Genomic DNA, 16,560 nt, shown 5'->3' with positions numbered 1-16,560 from the left:
ACGAATAGATCCGCGCCGCTCGTCCTTTTGTGGGATGAACAAGACGATCAGGCACGCCTCGGTCTTCACGCTGCTGCTCGTGGTCGCTCTGCTGGTGCGGGCGACGTGGGTGCAGTTCTACGACTCGAAGGCACTCGCGGACGACAAGCTGAACCGGCGCAACGCGATCGAGCAGTACGCGAACCCGCTGGGCGACATCATCGTGGGCGGTGACGCCGTCACCGGCTCCGAGCGGACGAAGGGCGGCGACCTCAAGTACAAGCGCACCTACAAGGACGGCGACCTGTACTCGTCCGTCACGGGCTACAGCTCGCAGGTGTACGGAGCGACGCAGCTCGAGGGCATCTACAAGGACGTCCTCGACGGCACCGACAACCGGCTGAAGAACCCGCTGGACACGCTCACGAACAAGCGCGCCGACCCGGGTGACGTGATCACGACGATCGACCCGGCGGTGCAGAAGGCCGCGTACAAGTCGCTCGGCGACAAGAAGGGCGCGGCGGTCGCCGTCGACCCGAAGACGGGCAAGATCCTCGGCATGGTGTCGACTCCCTCGTACGACCCTTCGGACATCAGCGGCTCCACGGACTCCAAGGAGTGGAGCTCGCTGCTGAAGGACGAGGACAAGCCGCTGGTCAACCGCGCGCTGCGGCAGCCGCTTCCGCCCGGTTCGACGTTCAAGCTGGTCGTCGCGGCGGCGGCCCTGGAGGACGGGCTGTACGGCTCGGCGGACACCAGGACCGACAGCCCCAATCCGTACACGCTGCCCGGCACGACCACCGTCCTGAAGAACGAGAGCGCGAGCGCGCCCTGCGAGGACGCCACGATCCGTACGGCGCTGCAGTACTCGTGCAACAACGTCTTCGCGAAGATGGCCGTCGACCTGGGCCAGGACAAGGTCAAGTCGATGGCCGAGAAGATGGGCTTCAACACCGACAAGCTGGACGTGCCGGTGCGCGCGTCCGAGAGCGTCTATCCCTCGGACATGGACAAGGCGCAGACGGCACTGACCGGCATCGGCCAGTTCGACGTGACGGCGACGCCGCTGCAGATGTCGATGGTCTCGGGCGCGATCGCCAACGGGGGCGAGCTGGTGTCGCCGCACATGGTCTCCCAGATCACCGACTCGGACGGCAACGTCCTCGATTCGTACGACGACGCCGACTCCGAGCGTGTGATGAGCCAGGAGACGGCCGCTCAGCTCCAGTCGGCGATGGAGACGGTCGTCGAGGAGGGCACGGGCACGAACGCGCGGATCAGCGGCGCGGACGTGGGCGGCAAGACGGGCACGGCCCAGCACGGCGAGAACAACAGCAAGACGCCGTACGCCTGGTTCACCTCGTACGCCAAGGGCAGCGACGGCAAGGAGGTCGCGGTGGCAGTCATCGTCGAGTCCTCCAGCGCGGCGAGGTCGGAGGTCAGCGGCAACGGCCTGGCGGCCCCGATCGCCAAGGCGATGATGTCGGCGGCCCTGAAGCGCTAGCCGCTCTCCCGCTGTGGGCACAGCCCGAAGCCGCGGGGTGCCGATCAAGAGAGACGGCACCCCGCGGAGGTCAACGGCGCGCTCTCCACACCTGCCGGCCCCACAGGGCGGCGACCGGCACCAGAGCTCCGGCCACGAGCCCCCCGGCGAAGCCGAGCCCGCTCCCGGCATCACCGTCGTCGACGGCGACCGCGACACCGGCCAGGACGAGGACCACCGCCGCGACAGCCACCAGCGCATAGAACCGCCGGCTGAAGAAGCGCCACCGGCCAGGCATCTCCGGGGGCGCCGAGATCTCCGCCCCGGGACCGAGGCTCGCGGCCACCGGCCGCTTGAACCACGCATAGACGATCCAGTTCCCGCAGGCCTCCCAGCCCTCGGGAGCGAGCCGCTCGTCCAGCCCCTCACGCCCCCGCGTGACCAGCTCACGCCGGTACTCCCACCGCTGCGGCCGGTCGAGGTCCCGGTGGCTGACGAAGCGCCCGAGCGCGTCGACCCGCTCGACCTCCCACCCCTCGCCGCCGAAGCGGTTCAGGAGCTCCTCGTCGACGTACGTGTCGGCGGTCCACCGCCACGTCTCGACGTGGGTGCCGGGAGCCTCGGGCCCCGGCCCCTCCCCGGCGGGCGCCAGCTCGCGGGCGAACTCCTCCACCGGCCCGAACTCGGCCTCCGGATCGGCCCCGGACTCCTCCAGGTGCGCCCCGAGGTCGACGACGGTCGCCTCGACGCGGTCGGCGGGCAGCCCGTGCTCGCGGAGGTGGTCGGCGAGGGCGAGGAGATACCCGTCCCGCGCATAGTCCTCGTTCATCGCACACCCGCCTTCGCAAGCACCTCACGTACGGAGCCGTCGAAGGCGAGCCACAGCCCGCCCTGCTCGCCGAGGGTGGCGCGCCCGGCGTCCGTCAGGGAGTAGTAGCGCCGGCCGGGCCCCTTCTCCGTGGCCCGGAACTCGGCGGCGACCAGGCCCGCTTCCTCCAGCCGGTTCAGCACGGGATAGAGCGTGCCGCCCTTGATCTGGCCGAAGCCTGCGGCGCCGAGCAGCTTGGCGATCTCGTAGCCGTAGCTCTCGCCGTCGGTGAGGCTGGCGAGCACGAGCAGATCGAGCACGCCCTTGAACCAGCTGGCCCGGCGGTCGGTCTTCGCGCCTCCGGACGACGCGGATGGGGTCATCGTCAGCTGCCCTTCGGGATGGGTGCGTACGCGGGCACGGAGCCGATCGGCTCCGGCACGGGGAGCGTCAGGTCCCGCACGGTGAGGGCGATGTGGACGGCGATGGGCAGCAGCAGGCTCCCGCTCGACACATAGAGCCCGGCGAGCAGCACCCCGACGACGCCGAAGGCGATGACGCCGCTGCGGCCCTGGTAGATGCCTGCGACGGCGTACGCGAGCACCGAAAGGGCCGCCGCGGCATAGAGGTTGAGGCCGAGCACGCCGACGCCGAAGGCGATCAGGAGCCCGCGGTAGACGAGTTCGGCGCAGATGCCGTCGGTCACGGCGACGGCGACGGCGAGGCGCCGCTCCTGGGGTGTGCGCGGCAGCATCGCCCGGATGGAGGCGAGCCCCGGCACGTTCTTGCCGCCTTCGGCGAGGGCGCGCATCTTGCGCCCGGACACCACCGAGACCGCTCCCACCAGGACGACGATGACGGCCGTGGTGACCGGCGATTCGGGTGCCGCGATGCCGAGGTCGGCGGCGGCCATGGCCGGCGAGAGCAGCAGGACCACCAGGGCGAGCGCGGCGAGGGCCCACCAGAAGACGAGCACGAAGGTGAAGTAGCCGACGAGAGCGCGCGGTTCGGTGTCGCGGCGGCGCGCGAGCGAGCCGTAGACGCGGCGCCCGAGCCAGGGTTCACCGAGCAGCAGATAGGCCCCGAGCACGGCCGTGACGGCCGTGGAAGCGGCCGAGAAGTCGGGCGAGATGGTCATGTGGGAGTCCCCCTTCCCGAAGGGGCCGCGGCGGACGTGCCGCACGCGGCCCCATGAGCATGTGAGCTACCTAGACCGTAAGGCGACCTAGTCAGGATTGCAACCTATCTCGCGATGTCGACTCGACCGTCGGGCCGGGCCCCGCGGCAGCGGCCTACTCGACGAAGTACGTCGGGTTCGGCAGCTTGTACGTCTTGTCCGCGTAACCGCCCGCGAGGTCGGAGACCTGGTCGCCGAAGCTGCCGACGATGTCGTAGCCGGTCGACTCGATGTGCTTGCGGGTGCCTTCCTTGAACTGCACGGTGGTGCACTCCCACTTGGCGGGCGTGGCGCAGTTGCTCAGGTAGGCGGGCGGGGCGGTCTTGTTCTTGGTGAACACGTGCTTGGTATCGAGCTGCGTGTCGTACCCGGCCCTGGCGAGGTTGGTGACCGCGCCCTCGCGCTGCGACTCGCTCAGGCCGGTCAGGAAGAAGACCTCGACGCCCTTGCTCTTGGCGTACGTGACGAGTTCGGGCATGCCGAAGACGGCGGGGCGCTTGGCCGCCTTCACGTACGCGTCCCAGGTGGCGCTGTTGTACGTGTAGTTGGTGGTCTTCTCGTAGTCGAAGCTGAGCAGCGAGGTGTCGTCCACGTCGAGGACGATCGCGGGCTTCTTGCCGTGAGCACTCCCCTTCGCGCCATGCGCCGCGGCGTTCCTGATGTCCTTCTTCGCCTTCGCCTGGATGCGCGCCAGGTCCTTGGCGTACGGGCTGTCGGGCGAGGAGCGCCAGACGCCGTCGGCGTCCTGGTACGCGCCGTAGTAGTCGTCTATCTCGCCGACGAGCACGCCGATGTTCTGGGGCTCGGCGGTGTGCCGCGCCGAGGCGTTGTCGGCGGTGGCGGCGCCGGTGCCGTACAGTGCGGCGCCGGCGACGGCACAGGCGGTGGCGATGCCCGCCACCCGTAGGGACTTGTGCATAAGTCGATTTCTCCGGATCGATCAGAGTCTGTGCAGGGCCATGAGTTCGAGCAGGTCAACACCTGTCTACGCGCACTGTCTACGCGCATCACACAGCGATCGGCGAGACTCTTTGCCCGATCGATACCTGATCCGGGGAAAGCCTGGTACCGCGGCCGTCCTTAGGCTGACGCGCCCGGCGTCCAGCCCGGGTCCCTGCCGCTGAGTCCGATCACGCGGTCGAGGAGCGGGGCGTCGCCCGGCACCGGGACCACGGCTCCGAACAGGCTGTCCCCGGACGCGCCGTCCTCCTCGGGCGTGAGCAGCGCCTCGGCCACTTCGAGGCTCGCCCCGTCAGGTGCGTACGCCTGCCCGGTCGCCCGCGCCAAGTCCCAGCCGTGCACGACGAGTTCGTCCATGGCGACGGCTCCCGCGACGGCCCCCGGCAGGTCGATGCCGCCCGCCCGGGTCATGCCCTCCCACGCGGCCGGGTCGCGCCACGCCTCCACCAGCTCGTCGAGCAGCTTCGGCAGAGCGGCCCGCCACTCGGGACCCACGTCCGGCACGGTGTCCCCCGGGTTCCGGTCGAGGTGCGGCCCGAGATCCTTGCGCGCGGCGTCCCGGAACGCGGCGCTCAGACCGGCCAGGTGACCCAGCAGATGGCGCACCCGGTACTCCGGACAGGGCGTGGGCCCCGAGAGCTGCTCGTCGGTGACGCCCTCGGCGACGCGCGCCACGAGCCGGGCCTGCGGCGCGAAGTCGATCATGTCCGTCATGAATCCTCCCGAATCTCGGCGGCGGCCCTGCCCCCGGGACCGCACTCCTGCCCTGTAGACCACCCCGACGCCCGAAAGTCATCGCGGATCTACCGCACTCGACCTATGCCTGCCCGGGGGCCTTAGAACCACCATCACCTGCCATGACATCGACGATCACGCGGATCCTGCGCAACCGCGACGCGAGCCTCTGTCTGGGCGCGGTGGTGGTGTCCGGCTTCGGGAGCTCCGCGATGTGGCTGGTCTGCGGGATCTGGGTGAAGGAACTGACCGGCTCGGACGGCCTGGCCGCCCTCTGCGCCTTCGCCCTCTGGGCCCCCGCGCTGATCGGCCCCCTCCTGGGCACGCTCGCCGACCGCACCCGCCGCAGACCCCTGCTCATCGGCACGAACCTCACGCTGGGCGCCCTGCTGACCACCCTCCTGTTCGTCGACTCCACGGGCACCCTGTGGATCCTCTACGCGGTGCTCCTCCTGTACGGGGCGTGCGGCGCCGTCACCGACGCGGCGGAGGCGGCTCTGGTGACGGCGGCCGTCGGCAAGGACCTGACGGGGGACTTCAACGGCCTGCGGATGTCGGCGAACGAGGGCGTGAAGCTCGTCGCGCCGCTCGCCGGAGCGGGCCTCTTCGCCGCGTACGGGGGCGCCCAGGTGGCGCTCCTGGACGCCGCCACCTTCGTACTCGCGGCCGGAATGTTCACGCTCCTGCGGGTGCACGAGAACACTCCCGTGCGCGGCACGTCGGGCTGGCGCGCCCAAACCGCCGAAGGAGCCCGCTGCTTGTGGCGCCACCCCGAGCTGCGCCCTCTCGTCCTCGCGGGCGGTCTGACCATGCTGACCTCGGGGATCAGCGGGGCGGCCGTCTACGCGGTCGTGGAGGGCCTGGGCCACTCGCCCACCTACACAGGCGTGCTGTACGTCGCGCAGGGCGCCGGATCGGTCGCGGTCGGCGTCGCTTCGGGTGCGCTGATGCGGCGCTTCGGAGGGCGCGGGTTCGGCGGGGCGGGCATCGCGCTCACCGCACTCGCCGCGGCCCTGCACGCGCTGCCGTACGACGCGACGGCCCTCGCGGGCAGCCTCGCCAACGGCCTGGGGCTGCCCTGCGTGCTGATCGCGGCCATGACGGCGGTGCAGCGCGCGACACCGCGGGCCCTGCTGGGCCGCGCGGCGGCGACCGCGAACACCCTGATGTACACCCCGACGGCGCTGGGCATCGCCCTGGGCGCGGCCCTCGTGGAGACGGTCGACCACCGCGTCCTGCTGCCGGCCCTCGCGGGGGCACGACTGCTGATCGCCGCACCCCTGCTCAAGGCCCCTCTGACGGCGGCTACTTCACGTCGGCCCAGCGCTTGATGGTCGCGACGGCCTCCGCCTGCTGGGCCGCGGGCAGTTTGGCGATGGAGGCGCCGTGGTTCGAGCCGGGGACCTCGTAGCGGTGGGAGTCATGGCGGCTCGGGGTGAACTTCTCCGCGCTCCACGGGTCGTTCTCGCCGTAGATGAACATCATCCGCTGGCCGCGGGTCTTCACCCAGCGGTCGACGTCGGCGATGGTCCTGTTGTCGTACGAGCCGCGCATCGCCTCGGGAAGGACCGAGTTGGGCTGATAGATGTCGGGGTAGTTGCGGACGTCCCTGAGATGCTTGAACTTGAGGTCGGCCCAGCCGAGTTGGGTCGCGGCCTGCCGGTAGTAGGGGCCCGTGCCGTTCGTGCCGAGGGTCTCGTCCTGGTAGACGCTGAGGCCGTGCTTCTTCGACCAGGAGTACAGCTCGTCGTCGCCTGCCTTCTTGGCGTCGGGCACGGTCGGGCAGTCGTCGGCGGTGCCGCTCTGCCAGAAGTTCCACACCTGGTCGAGCACGGCGAACTCGTAGGCGCGGTCGGTGGTGCCGAGCGTCTCCTCGAAGGTGTCACCGGCGGCCTTGGCGTCCGCCTCGAACTTGGGGAGCAGCGTCTCGCGGCGCAGCAGCATCTCGCGCTGCACGGCGTCGAGCGCGGTGCGGCACTCGGCCGTGCCGACCGTCCTGAAGAACCGCTCGTAGCCGCTGTCGTCCTTGTTGTTCGCGTCGTTCGGGGCCACGAACGCGACGACCGCGTCCAGGTCGCCGGGGTAGAACCGCTCGTGGTACGTCGCCGTCATGCCGCCCTTGCTGGCGCCCGTGCCCAGCCACTTGCCCTGCTCGATGCCGCGAAGCGCCTGGGTGAGGCGGTGCTCGTCGGCGGCCTCCTGCTGGACGGTGAGCTTGGACCAGTCCGCTGCCGCGGGGCCGAAGGGGCGCGACTGCTCGAAGTAGCGGTGTTCGACGCTCACTTGGTTGGCGTCGATGAGTTTGGTGAGGGCGGTGGTGTTGGACGCCAGGGTGTAGCCGCCGGTGTAGAGGACGGTCGGCTTGTCCGTGGCCTTGTGCCAGAGCGTGGCGCGCTGGGTGAACGTGCCGGCGCCGGGGTTGTCGTGGTCGACGGGCTGGGCGTAGGTGAGCGTGTAGAAGGGGTGGCCCTCCCGGTCGGCCACGGAGACGACCTTCATGCCGGGGATCTTCTCCAACTGCGCCCGGATGTCGGCCTTGGCGTCCGCCGCCGGTCTCTCGTCACCCTGCGCGGCCGCGGGTACGGCCCCGCCGAGCACGGCCGCGCCTGCCATGAATCCGGCACAGAGCAGCGCGGATATCCCCTTGTTGCGCACCTTGTCTCCTCGTCGTCGCGTTGCGTGGTGCGCGGATGGTAACCGCTTCCACTTGGGCTGCGACAGGGGATGTTCAGGGTGCGCGAGGGGCTGTTCGAGGGGCGCGCGGGGCTATTCGAGGTACGTCAGGGCCTTGGTCACGTGTGCGAGATCCGTGTCGGACGCCAGCCCGGCGTGGTAGAGCCGCAGTTCGTTCGCGCCCAGCGTGGCCGCGTGCGCGGCGTCGGCCGCGAGGGTGGCCGGGCTGCCGCCCATGCCGGAGACGACGGTGAGGTTCGCGGCCAGGGTGGTGCGGGGTGCGCGGTGCGCGGCGAAGGGCGTCAGGGCCTGGGCGCCGCCCGTGCAGGGCACGACCACGCCGTCCGCCACGGAGAGGATGTGTGCCGGGTCGACGCCCGCGTTCGCCCCGCAGTGATAGGCCACCGGGTCGGCGTGCAGCAGCACCTGGAAGCCGTCCGGGGCCGCGGCGCGTACCGCCGTGATCGCCGCCTCCTGGAGGGTGCGGGCGGTTTCCTCGCGCCACGCGCGCGTGGCGGCCGCCGTCTCGGCGCCCAGGAGCTTCTCCACCGCTTCCCAGCCGCCGGAGGGCTCGGCGCCGCGCCACACGGGCTCCAGGGCGCGGCGGACTCCGGCCGCCAACTCATCGGGGGCGAGCCCCTGTTGGGCGTACCCCGCCCGGCAGTCCGCGCAGAAGCACAGCGACATCAGGTACTGCCCGGCCTCCCCGAGCGGCACTCCCGCGATCTTGTCGTGGGCGTGCAGATGCGCGAGGCCGTACCAGCCGAGGGACTCCAGTTCGGTGCCGCCTGCGCCGGGGCGCACGGCGGCCTCCGCCGCGAGGTCGACGAGGTACGCGCGCGTGGCGGGCCGCGCGATGCAGGGCGCCCAGGGGTAGCGGTCTCCGTAGGCGTTGACGACGGAGGTGTCCGGATGCTCGGCGCCCATACGGGAGTTGTGCGCGAGGACCACCCAGGTGTGCACGTCGAGCCCGGCGCCCGCCAGCGCGGCGGCGGCCTCTCCGTAGGCGTCGCCCGGGGCCCAGCCGCCTGCCGCGTACGGCCGCAGCTCGCGCCCCTTCCACCGGTCACCGGGCTCGTACAGGACCGCCGCGTGCTCGGCGGTGACGATGCGGTGGCGGGGGTGGCGGGGGGTCAGCGCGCGCGTGGAGTGGTAGGCGGAGGCGAGGGTGACCTGCTGGACGCCGAGGCCGGCGATGCGGGCGGGCGCCCCGGGGTCGCCGACGACGTCCCAGGGGTACAGGAAGGCGGAGGTCCTCACGCGCTCTCCTCCCGCAGCAGGGCGCGCCCGCGCTCGGTCAGCTCGGCCAGGCGCTTGATGTGTTCGTCGGCGGGTTCGTGCAGCGGCGTCCGCACCCCGCCGACGTCGAGCCCGGCCAGGCGTACGCCCGCCTTGACGAGGGAGACCGCGTACCCCCGGCCCTCGCTGCGCAGCTCCACGAAGGGGCGATAGAACCCGTCGATGAGCCGGTTCACGGTGGCGTCACCCTCGGCGGTCCCAGCATTGAAGGCGCGGTGGAAGGCGAGCGCGATGTCGGGCGCGAAGCAGAAGACCGCCGACGAGTAGAGCGTCACGCCGATGCCGCGGTAGGCGAGCCCGGTCAGCTCGGCGGTGGGCAGGCCGTTGAAGTAGAGGAACTCCTCCGGGACCTCGGCGCGCACGGCGCTGACGACGCGCTGCATCAGGTCCATGTCGCCGAGGCCGTCCTTGAAGCCGATGATCCCCTCGGTGCGGGCGAGTTCGACCACCGTCTCCGGGGTGAACACGGCGTTGTCGCGCTGGTAGACGATGACGTCCAGCGAGGTCGCCGCGGCCAGTTCGGCGTAGTGCCCGAGCAGCCCCTCCTGCCCTGCGACGACGAGGTAGGGCGGCATCGCGAGCAGCCCGTCGGCGCCCGCCTCCTCGGCGATCCGCGCGTACCGCACGGCGAGCGCGGTGCCGTACCCGGCGCCCGCGACCACCGGCACCCGCCCGGCCGACTCCTCGACGGCGGCGCGTACGCACACCCCGAACTCCTCGGGCGTCAGGGCGTGGAACTCACCGGTGCCGCAGCAGGCGAAGACGGCCGCCGCGCCCGCGTCGACGCCCGCGCGCACGTGCGCGCGGAAGACGTCGAGGTCGATGGAGCCGTCCGGGCCGTAGGCGGTGACCGGGAAGAACAGTGGCCCGCTGGGGATGTCGAGTCGAGCGGCGAGGGGTGCTGACGTCACGGGCTCTCCCTTAGCGTGCACGTTTCTGATCCACGTCCATATTTCTGAACGCACCCACGCTAATCCGCCTCCTGAGCCCTGGTCAAGCAGCAAGGTCGCCAAGAGAACCGTGATTTCAGGAGCGGATTCCCCGCCTCCGTACGACACTTGACGCGACGAGGCACTGCTCCTTAGCGTGTCCACAGATGTGAATGCTGTACGTACACGCGAATGCGCGTACATACGGATGCGCGTACACGCGAACGCAGCCGCTGAGCAGCCCCTGATCCGAGGAGACCCCCTCATGCCCGCTCCCCGCACCGTCCTGCTCACCGGCGCCGCAGGCGGCCTCGGCACCTTGATGCGCGGGCTGCTTCCGGCCTACGGCTACGAACTGCGGCTGCTCGACGTACGGCCCATCGAGGGCGAGCCGGACGCGATCACGGCGGACCTCGCCGACAAGAAGGCGCTGCGGGAGGCCGTGCGGGGCGTCGACGCGGTCATCCATCTCGCGGGCATCTCCCTGGAGTCCACCTTCGACAAGATCCTGCGGGCCAACATCGAGGGGACGTACAACCTCTACGAGGCGGCGCGCGAGGAGGGCATCGGCCGGATCGTCTTCGCGTCGTCCAACCACGCCGTGGGGTTCACGCCGCGGCCCGTCGGCGACGATCCGCTGATCCCGGTGAACACCCCGCGCCGCCCCGACACGTTCTACGGCCTGTCGAAGTCCTTCGGCGAGGACCTCGCCCAGCTCTACTGGGACAAGCACGGGATCGAGACGGTCTCGGTGCGGATCGGCTCGTGCTTCCTCGAGCCGTCGAGCGTGCGGATGCTGTCGGTCTGGATGAGCCCCGGGGACGGCGCCCGGCTCTTCCACGCGGCGCTGACCGCTCCCGAGGTGGGGCACGCGGTGGTCTACGGCTCGTCCGCGAACACCCGGCTGTGGTGGGACCTCTCGTCGGCGCGCGCGCTCGGGTACGAGCCGCAGGACGACTCCGAGCAGTACGCGGAGAAGCTGGTCGCGGACCAGGGAGAACTGGACCCCGCCAACCCGGACCACGCGAACATCGGGGGCCACTTCTGCACCAACCCCCCGGTGTGGCCGTACTGAGGACGCCCCCGACCGGCCGGACGGGCTGAATCCAGCCGTCCGGCGGGGTGCGCCGAGCCGCCCCGGTCCGCATACGGGCACCGAACGGGCAGCCCTTGCCCCCGAACGGGCACCGCCCTCGCCCGCCGCACAGGCCGTAGCCCTGCCAACCGGGCAGATGCGGGCATCATCGCCCCGGTTTCGAGCCTGTTCACACACCGCCCCCCGCTGTAGAACTTTTCCCCAGGGCCCGAACGGGCACAGCGAGGGAAGGGGCGGTCATGACCGCGGAGGAACGCCAGCGGGAAATCGTCCGGGCAGCGCGGACATCCGGCTCCGTGGACGTCACCGCACTCGCCAGCCAACTGGGCGTCGCCAAGGAAACCGTCCGCCGTGACCTGCGCGCCCTGGAGGACCACGGCCTGGTCCGCCGCACCCACGGCGGCGCCTACCCCGTGGAGAGCGCGGGCTTCGAGACGACCCTCGCGTTCCGCACCACCATGCACGTCCCGGAGAAGCGAAGGATCGCCACCGCCGCCGCCGATCTCCTCGGCGACGCCGAAACGGTCTTCGTCGACGAGGGCTTCACCCCGCAGCTCATCGCCGAGGCCCTGCCCGAAGCGGCCAAGGGCCGCCCCCTGACCGTCGTCACCGCGTCCCTGGCCACCGCCGGCGCCCTCGCCGAGGCCGACAACATGTCCGTCCTCCTCCTCGGCGGCCGCGTCCGCCCCGGCACCCTGGCGACCGTCGACCACTGGACCACGCGCATGCTGGCCGGCTTCGTGATCGACCTCGCCTACATCGGGGCCAACGGCATCTCCCGCGAGCACGGCCTGACCACGCCCGACCCCGCGGTCAGCGAGGTGAAGGCGCAGGCCATCCGCGCGTCACGGCGCACCGTGTTCACGGGCGTGCACACCAAGTTCGGGGCGACCAGCTTCTGCCGGTTCGGGCATGTCGGCGAGCTGGAGGCGATCGTCACCAGCACACAGCTGCCCGCGTCCGAGGCACACCGCTACTCGCTCCAGGGCCCGCAGGTCATCCGCGTCTGACACCCTCGCTCGCCCTCCCTGACCCGTCCTCCCCCGCTCACCCCTCACCTCATCCCTCATCACCCCTCATCACCCGCTCGGCACCTCCCGTGATCCCGCACGCCCGAATTCACCCTCGACGCACCCCCACACCTCCCTTTGGTCCCCATACGTCCAGGAGCATTCATGCGAACCCAGAGCCGACGGAGGCCGCGCGCACTCGCCGCGGCAGCCGCAGGGACGCTGCTTGCCCCGCTGCTCTCCGGCTGCTGGGCCGGGGCGGGCGGGGCCGGCTCAGGCGGCGACTCCATCAACGTACTGATGGTGAACAACCCGCAGATGGTCGAGCTGCAGAAGCTCACCGCCGCCCACTTCACCAAGGAGACGGGCATCAAGGTGAACTTCACCGTGCTGCCCGAGAACGACGTCCGCGACAAGATCAGCCAGGACTTCGCCAACCAGGCGGGCCAGTACGACGTCGCCACGCTCAGCAACTACGAGATCCCGATCTACGCCAAGAACGACTGGCTGCACGAGCTCGGCTCGTACACCCGCAAGGACAAGGCGTACGACGAGAAGGACATCCTGCCCTCCATGCGCCAGTCGCTCACCGGCGACGACGGCAAGCTCTACGGACAGCCCTTCTACGGAGAGTCGTCCTTCCTGATGTACCGGAAGGACGTGTTCAAGAAGGCCGGTCTCACCATGCCCGAGCACCCCACCTGGCAGCAGGTGGCCAGGCTCGCGGCCGACGTGGACGGCGCCGAGCCCGGGATGAAGGGCATCTGCCTGCGCGGCCTGCCGGGCTGGGGCGAGTTGATCGCGCCCCTGACGACCGTGGTGAACACCTTCGGAGGGACGTGGTTCGACAAGGGGTGGAAGGCCCGCCTCGACTCCCCCGAGTTCGAGAAGGCAACTCGCTTCTACGTAGACCTCGTTCGCAAGCACGGCGAGTCCGGAGCCGCCCAGTCCGGCTATGCCGAGTGCCTGAACAACCTCACCCAGGGCAAGACCGCCATGTGGTACGACGCCACGGCCGCCGCCGGTTCGCTGGAGTCCGCCAAGTCGCCGGTCAAGGGCAAGATCGGCTACGTACCGGCGCCCGTGGAGAAGACCGAGAGCTCCGGGTGGCTCTACACCTGGGCCTGGGGCCTTCAGAAGGCCTCGCGCAACCCGGACAAGGCCTGGAAGTTCGTCTCCTGGGCGTCCAGCAAGGAGTACGAGCAGCTGGTCGGCGAGAAGATCGGCTGGTCCAACGTCCCCGCGGGCAAGCGCGCGTCGACGTACGACAACCCGGCGTACCGCAAGGAGGCCGCCGCCTTCCAGGACGTCACCCACGACGCCATCGAGGGCGCACGGCCGCGCGACCCGGGCGTGCAGCCCCGGCCCGCGCCCGGCATCCAGTTCGTCGGCATACCCGAGTTCACCGATCTCGGCACGAGGGTCTCCCAGGAGATCAGCGCGGCCATCGCCGGGCGTCAGTCCGTCGAGTCGGCCCTCAAGAAGTCGCAGAAGCTCGCCGACAAGATCGCCGAGGAGTACGAGGGACGATGACCGCCACCGCGAGTACCCCCACCGTCGCGCCCGCTCCCGCGCGCGTGCCCGGAGCACGGACACCGGGACGGCTGCGCGCCTGGGCCACCAGGGCCCCGCTCCTGCCCGCCCTGATCTTCATGGTCGTGGTGACCCAGCTGCCGTTCGTGGCCACGCTGGTGATCTCCTTCTTCGACTGGAACGCCCTCTACCCCGACGCCCGCAGCTTCGCCGGGTTCGACAACTACTCCGAGGTCCTGACCGACGCGGACCTGCGCAAGTCCGTCCTGACGACCATCGTGCTCACGGCCACCGTGGTGATCGCGAGCCTTGTCATCGGCCTCGGGCTCGCCCTGCTCCTGGACCGGAGGTTCCGGGGCCGGGGCATGGTGCGCACGTTGCTCATCGCGCCGTTCCTGCTGGTCCCGGTGGCCGCGGCCCTACTGTGGAAGCACGTGCTCTACAACCCCGAGTACGGCCTGTTCAACGGGCTGCTGCACTGGGTGGGCGGTGACGGCGCCGCCCAGCCCGACTGGGTCTCCAACACCCCGCTGATCGCCATCGAGGCCTCCCTGATCTGGCAGTGGACGCCCTTCATGATGCTGATCCTGCTCGCCGGGCTGCAGAGCCGCGACAGCGAACTCATCGAGGCGGCCCGCATGGACGGCGCGGGCAACTGGCAGGTGTTCCGCTACCTCACGCTGCCGCATCTGCGCCGCTACCTGGAGCTGGGCGCACTGCTCGGCTCGATCTACATCGTGCAGAACTTCGACGCCGTCTTCACGATCACCTCGGGCGGCCTGGGCACCGCCAACCTGCCCTACACCGTCTACCAGAGCTTCTATCAGGCGCACGAGAACGGCCTGGCCTCCGCCGCCGGCGTCCTCGTCGTCATCGGTTCCATCATCATCGCGACCTTCGCGCTGCGGGTCGTCTCGTCCCTGTTCCGTGAGGAGGCGTCCCGCGCATGATCACTGCCGTGACGCGTGTAGGTACACAGCCCGGGAGCCGCTTTCGCATCCGGGGTTCCGCGGGCCTCGGCCTGGCCGCCTGGCTGGCCGGAATCCTGTTCTTCCTGCCCATCGCCTGGATGACGCTGACCTCCTTCCACTCGGAGGAGGACGCGGCCACCAATCCGCCCTCGCTCGCCGCCTCGCTCACCCTGGACGGCTACCGCGACTTCTTCGGCTCGGGCGGCGGCGCGAGCCCCTGGCCCTCGCTCATCAACTCGACCGTGGCGTCGGTCGCGTCGACGCTCCTTGTGCTGCTCCTCGCGCTGCCCGCCGCGTACGCCCTGTCCATCAGGCCGGTGAAGAAGTGGACGGACGTCCTGTTCTTCTTCCTGTCGACGAAGATGCTGCCGGTCGTGGCGGGCCTGCTGCCGATCTATCTCTTCGCCAAGAACACCGAGATGCTCGACAACATCTGGCTGCTCGTCATCCTCTACACGTCGATGAACCTGCCGATCGCGGTGTGGATGATGCAGTCCTTCCTCGCCGAGGTGCCGGTCGCGATCATCGAGGCCGCGCAGATCGACGGGGCGCGCCTGCCCACCATCCTCACGCGCGTGGTGGCCCCCATCGCGCTGCCGGGGATCGCGGCGACGTCCCTGATCTGCTTCATCTTCAGCTGGAACGAGCTCCTCTTCGCGCGGGTGCTCACGGGCGTCGTCGCCCAGACCGCGCCCGTGTTCCTGACCGGCTTCATCACCAGCCAGGGCCTGTTCCTGGCGAAGGTGTGCGCCGCGTCCCTCGTGATCTCCCTGCCGGTGCTCGCCGCGGGGTTCGCCGCCCAGGACAAGCTGGTCCAGGGCCTGTCGTTGGGAGCCGTCAAGTGAAGGCCGCCATCATCGAGTCCGTCGGCAAGGCCGTCGTCGGCGAGGTGCCCGACCCCGCCCCGGGGCCGCGCGACGTCGTCGTCGAGGTCGCCGCGTGCGGACTGTGCGGGACCGATCTGCACATCCTGCAGGGCGAGTTCGCGCCCACGCTGCCGGTGGTGCCGGGGCACGAGTTCGCCGGGGAGGTGGTGGGGCTCGGCCGCGAGGTCACGGAGCTCGCGGTCGGCGACCGGGTCGCCGTCGACCCCTCGCTCTACTGCTACGAGTGTCGCTACTGTCGCACCGGCCACAACAACCTCTGCGAGCGCTGGGCCGCGATCGGCGTCACCACCGCGGGCGGAGCCGCCCAGTACGCCGTCGCGCCCGTCGCCAACTGTGTGCGGCTCCCCGAGAACGTACGCACCCAGGACGCGGCCCTCATCGAGCCGCTGTCGTGCGCGGTGCGCGGCTACGACGTGCTCCGGGCCCGGCTGGGCGCCCATGTCCTGATCTACGGCTCCGGGACGATGGGCCTGATGATGCTGGAGCTCGCCAAGCGGACGGGCGCGGCGAGCGTGGACGTCGTGGACCTCAACCCGGACCGCCTCGCCACGGCGCGGCAGCTGGGCGTATCGGGCTCGGCCGCGGGCGCCGACGAACTGGACCGGCCGCAGGGCTGGGACATCGTGGTCGACGCCACCGGCAACGCGAACGCGATCCAGGACGGCCTCGGGCGGGTCGCCAAGGCCGGGACGTTCCTTCAGTTCGGGGTGGCCGACTACGCGACACGGGTCAGCATCGACCCGTACCGCATCTACAACCAGGAGATCACCATCACCGGGTCGATGGCGGTGCTGCACAGCTACGAGCGGGCGGCGGAGCTGTTCGCCGCGGGCGTGCTGGACCCCGATGTGTTCATCAGCGACCGGATGCCGCTGGACTCCTACCCGCAGGCGCTGGAGCGGTTCGCCTCCGGTATGGGCCGCAAGATCGTGGTGGTTCCGTAGCAGCAGTTCCGGACGCCGGACCGGCCGGGAGGCGGCCCGTCCGGCGTTCCGGGAGCGCGGGAGTGAAAACTTCCGC

Annotated in this window: 16 protein-coding genes; 8 read left to right on the top strand and 8 right to left on the bottom strand. The window is 70.6% G+C overall.

What is annotated here, in order from left to right; all coding sequences use genetic code 11:
• Window positions 1-34 precede the first annotated feature (34 nt).
• Window positions 35-1,483 (top strand): peptidoglycan D,D-transpeptidase FtsI family protein, encoded by a 1,449-nt coding sequence (locus ACIGXX_RS22540; protein WP_399978062.1) that lies wholly within the window; start codon window positions 35-37, stop codon window positions 1,481-1,483.
• Window positions 1,484-1,553: 70 nt separating this feature from the next.
• On the opposite strand, the gene ACIGXX_RS22535 is transcribed toward ACIGXX_RS22540, so the two are convergent.
• From ACIGXX_RS22535 to ACIGXX_RS22515, 5 genes are all read right to left on the bottom strand, one after another.
• Complete coding sequence (locus tag ACIGXX_RS22535; RefSeq protein WP_351161928.1) at window positions 1,554-2,291, bottom strand: hypothetical protein; 738 nt, start codon at window positions 2,289-2,291, stop codon at window positions 1,554-1,556.
• Window positions 2,288-2,653 carry a PadR family transcriptional regulator gene (locus ACIGXX_RS22530; RefSeq protein WP_351161930.1) on the bottom strand — a complete coding sequence of 122 codons (366 nt, stop codon included), beginning with the start codon at window positions 2,651-2,653 and terminating at the stop codon, window positions 2,288-2,290. The genes ACIGXX_RS22535 and ACIGXX_RS22530 overlap by 4 nt, the downstream gene beginning before the upstream one ends.
• A gap of 2 nt (window positions 2,654-2,655) precedes the next feature.
• Window positions 2,656-3,408 (bottom strand): CPBP family intramembrane glutamic endopeptidase, encoded by a 753-nt coding sequence (locus ACIGXX_RS22525; protein WP_366463979.1) that lies wholly within the window; start codon window positions 3,406-3,408, stop codon window positions 2,656-2,658.
• Window positions 3,409-3,562: 154 nt separating this feature from the next.
• The gene (locus ACIGXX_RS22520) at window positions 3,563-4,366 is read right to left on the bottom strand and encodes an HAD family acid phosphatase (RefSeq protein WP_399978057.1); all 804 of its coding nucleotides are present in this window, start codon (window positions 4,364-4,366) and stop codon (window positions 3,563-3,565) included.
• 161 nt (window positions 4,367-4,527) lie between these two features.
• Entirely contained in the window at window positions 4,528-5,121 is a 594-nt protein-coding gene (locus ACIGXX_RS22515; protein WP_361463513.1) for a TIGR03086 family metal-binding protein, read from the bottom strand.
• Between the two features lie 143 nt (window positions 5,122-5,264).
• On the opposite strand from ACIGXX_RS22515, the gene ACIGXX_RS22510 reads away from it, so the two are divergent.
• Window positions 5,265-6,473, top strand: coding sequence for an MFS transporter (locus tag ACIGXX_RS22510; RefSeq protein ID WP_399978054.1), 1,209 nt, complete (start codon window positions 5,265-5,267; stop codon window positions 6,471-6,473).
• Here ACIGXX_RS22510 and ACIGXX_RS22505 read toward each other — a convergent pair.
• The 3 genes from ACIGXX_RS22505 to ACIGXX_RS22495 form a co-directional block, all read right to left on the bottom strand.
• A complete protein-coding gene (locus ACIGXX_RS22505) occupies window positions 6,448-7,797 on the bottom strand; it encodes a S28 family serine protease (RefSeq protein ID WP_399978050.1) in 1,350 nt (449 codons plus the stop codon). The two genes, ACIGXX_RS22510 and ACIGXX_RS22505, sit on opposite strands and share 26 nt — an antisense overlap.
• Window positions 7,798-7,908: 111 nt before the next feature.
• Entirely contained in the window at window positions 7,909-9,075 is a 1,167-nt protein-coding gene (locus tag ACIGXX_RS22500; protein WP_399978047.1) for a hypothetical protein, read from the bottom strand.
• Complete coding sequence (locus ACIGXX_RS22495; protein ID WP_351161945.1) at window positions 9,072-10,025, bottom strand: 5-dehydro-4-deoxyglucarate dehydratase; 954 nt, start codon at window positions 10,023-10,025, stop codon at window positions 9,072-9,074. Before ACIGXX_RS22495 ends, ACIGXX_RS22500 begins: the two co-directional genes overlap by 4 nt.
• Window positions 10,026-10,308: 283 nt before the next feature.
• Between ACIGXX_RS22495 and ACIGXX_RS22490 the strand changes: the two genes are divergently transcribed.
• The 6 genes from ACIGXX_RS22490 (at window position 10,309) to ACIGXX_RS22465 (ending at window position 16,484) form a co-directional block, all read left to right on the top strand.
• Window positions 10,309-11,118, top strand: a complete 810-nt coding sequence (locus tag ACIGXX_RS22490; protein WP_361463521.1) for an NAD(P)-dependent oxidoreductase — start codon at window positions 10,309-10,311, stop codon at window positions 11,116-11,118.
• 260 nt (window positions 11,119-11,378) lie between these two features.
• Window positions 11,379-12,149, top strand: coding sequence for a DeoR/GlpR family DNA-binding transcription regulator (locus ACIGXX_RS22485; protein WP_351161949.1), 771 nt, complete (start codon window positions 11,379-11,381; stop codon window positions 12,147-12,149).
• Between the two features lie 165 nt (window positions 12,150-12,314).
• Window positions 12,315-13,682: a sugar ABC transporter substrate-binding protein gene (locus ACIGXX_RS22480; protein ID WP_351161951.1), complete on the top strand. Its 1,368-nt coding sequence runs from the start codon at window positions 12,315-12,317 to the stop codon at window positions 13,680-13,682.
• Window positions 13,679-14,632 (top strand): sugar ABC transporter permease, encoded by a 954-nt coding sequence (locus ACIGXX_RS22475; protein ID WP_366463973.1) that lies wholly within the window; start codon window positions 13,679-13,681, stop codon window positions 14,630-14,632. The genes ACIGXX_RS22480 and ACIGXX_RS22475 overlap by 4 nt, the downstream gene beginning before the upstream one ends.
• Window positions 14,629-15,498 carry a carbohydrate ABC transporter permease gene (locus tag ACIGXX_RS22470; protein WP_399978039.1) on the top strand — a complete coding sequence of 290 codons (870 nt, stop codon included), beginning with the start codon at window positions 14,629-14,631 and terminating at the stop codon, window positions 15,496-15,498. The genes ACIGXX_RS22475 and ACIGXX_RS22470 overlap by 4 nt, the downstream gene beginning before the upstream one ends.
• The gene (locus ACIGXX_RS22465) at window positions 15,495-16,484 is read left to right on the top strand and encodes a zinc-dependent alcohol dehydrogenase family protein (protein WP_399978036.1); all 990 of its coding nucleotides are present in this window, start codon (window positions 15,495-15,497) and stop codon (window positions 16,482-16,484) included. The genes ACIGXX_RS22470 and ACIGXX_RS22465 overlap by 4 nt, the downstream gene beginning before the upstream one ends.
• The last annotated feature ends 76 nt before the right edge of the window (window positions 16,485-16,560 follow it).

The organism is Streptomyces sp. NPDC055243, assembly GCF_044544025.1.
Taxonomy (GTDB): Bacteria; Actinomycetota; Actinomycetes; order Streptomycetales; family Streptomycetaceae; genus Streptomyces.
The sequence above is the reverse complement of the archived record's forward strand: the minus strand, read 5'-3'. Positions and strand labels throughout refer to the sequence as shown.

Bases quoted from the DNA above. Each gene is read 5' to 3' on its own strand.
- ACIGXX_RS22540 (WP_399978062.1), top strand. From the start codon at position 35: ATGAACAAGACGATCAGGCACGCCTCGGTCTTCACGCTGCTGCTCGTG.
- ACIGXX_RS22535 (WP_351161928.1), bottom strand. From the start codon at position 2,291: ATGAACGAGGACTATGCGCGGGACGGGTATCTCCTCGCCCTCGCCGAC.
- ACIGXX_RS22530 (WP_351161930.1), bottom strand. From the start codon at position 2,653: ATGACCCCATCCGCGTCGTCCGGAGGCGCGAAGACCGACCGCCGGGCC.
- ACIGXX_RS22525 (WP_366463979.1), bottom strand. From the start codon at position 3,408: ATGACCATCTCGCCCGACTTCTCGGCCGCTTCCACGGCCGTCACGGCC.
- ACIGXX_RS22520 (WP_399978057.1), bottom strand. From the start codon at position 4,366: ATGCACAAGTCCCTACGGGTGGCGGGCATCGCCACCGCCTGTGCCGTC.
- ACIGXX_RS22515 (WP_361463513.1), bottom strand. From the start codon at position 5,121: ATGACGGACATGATCGACTTCGCGCCGCAGGCCCGGCTCGTGGCGCGC.
- ACIGXX_RS22510 (WP_399978054.1), top strand. From the start codon at position 5,265: ATGACATCGACGATCACGCGGATCCTGCGCAACCGCGACGCGAGCCTC.
- ACIGXX_RS22490 (WP_361463521.1), top strand. From the start codon at position 10,309: ATGCCCGCTCCCCGCACCGTCCTGCTCACCGGCGCCGCAGGCGGCCTC.
- ACIGXX_RS22485 (WP_351161949.1), top strand. From the start codon at position 11,379: ATGACCGCGGAGGAACGCCAGCGGGAAATCGTCCGGGCAGCGCGGACA.
- ACIGXX_RS22480 (WP_351161951.1), top strand. From the start codon at position 12,315: ATGCGAACCCAGAGCCGACGGAGGCCGCGCGCACTCGCCGCGGCAGCC.
- ACIGXX_RS22475 (WP_366463973.1), top strand. From the start codon at position 13,679: ATGACCGCCACCGCGAGTACCCCCACCGTCGCGCCCGCTCCCGCGCGC.
- ACIGXX_RS22470 (WP_399978039.1), top strand. From the start codon at position 14,629: ATGATCACTGCCGTGACGCGTGTAGGTACACAGCCCGGGAGCCGCTTT.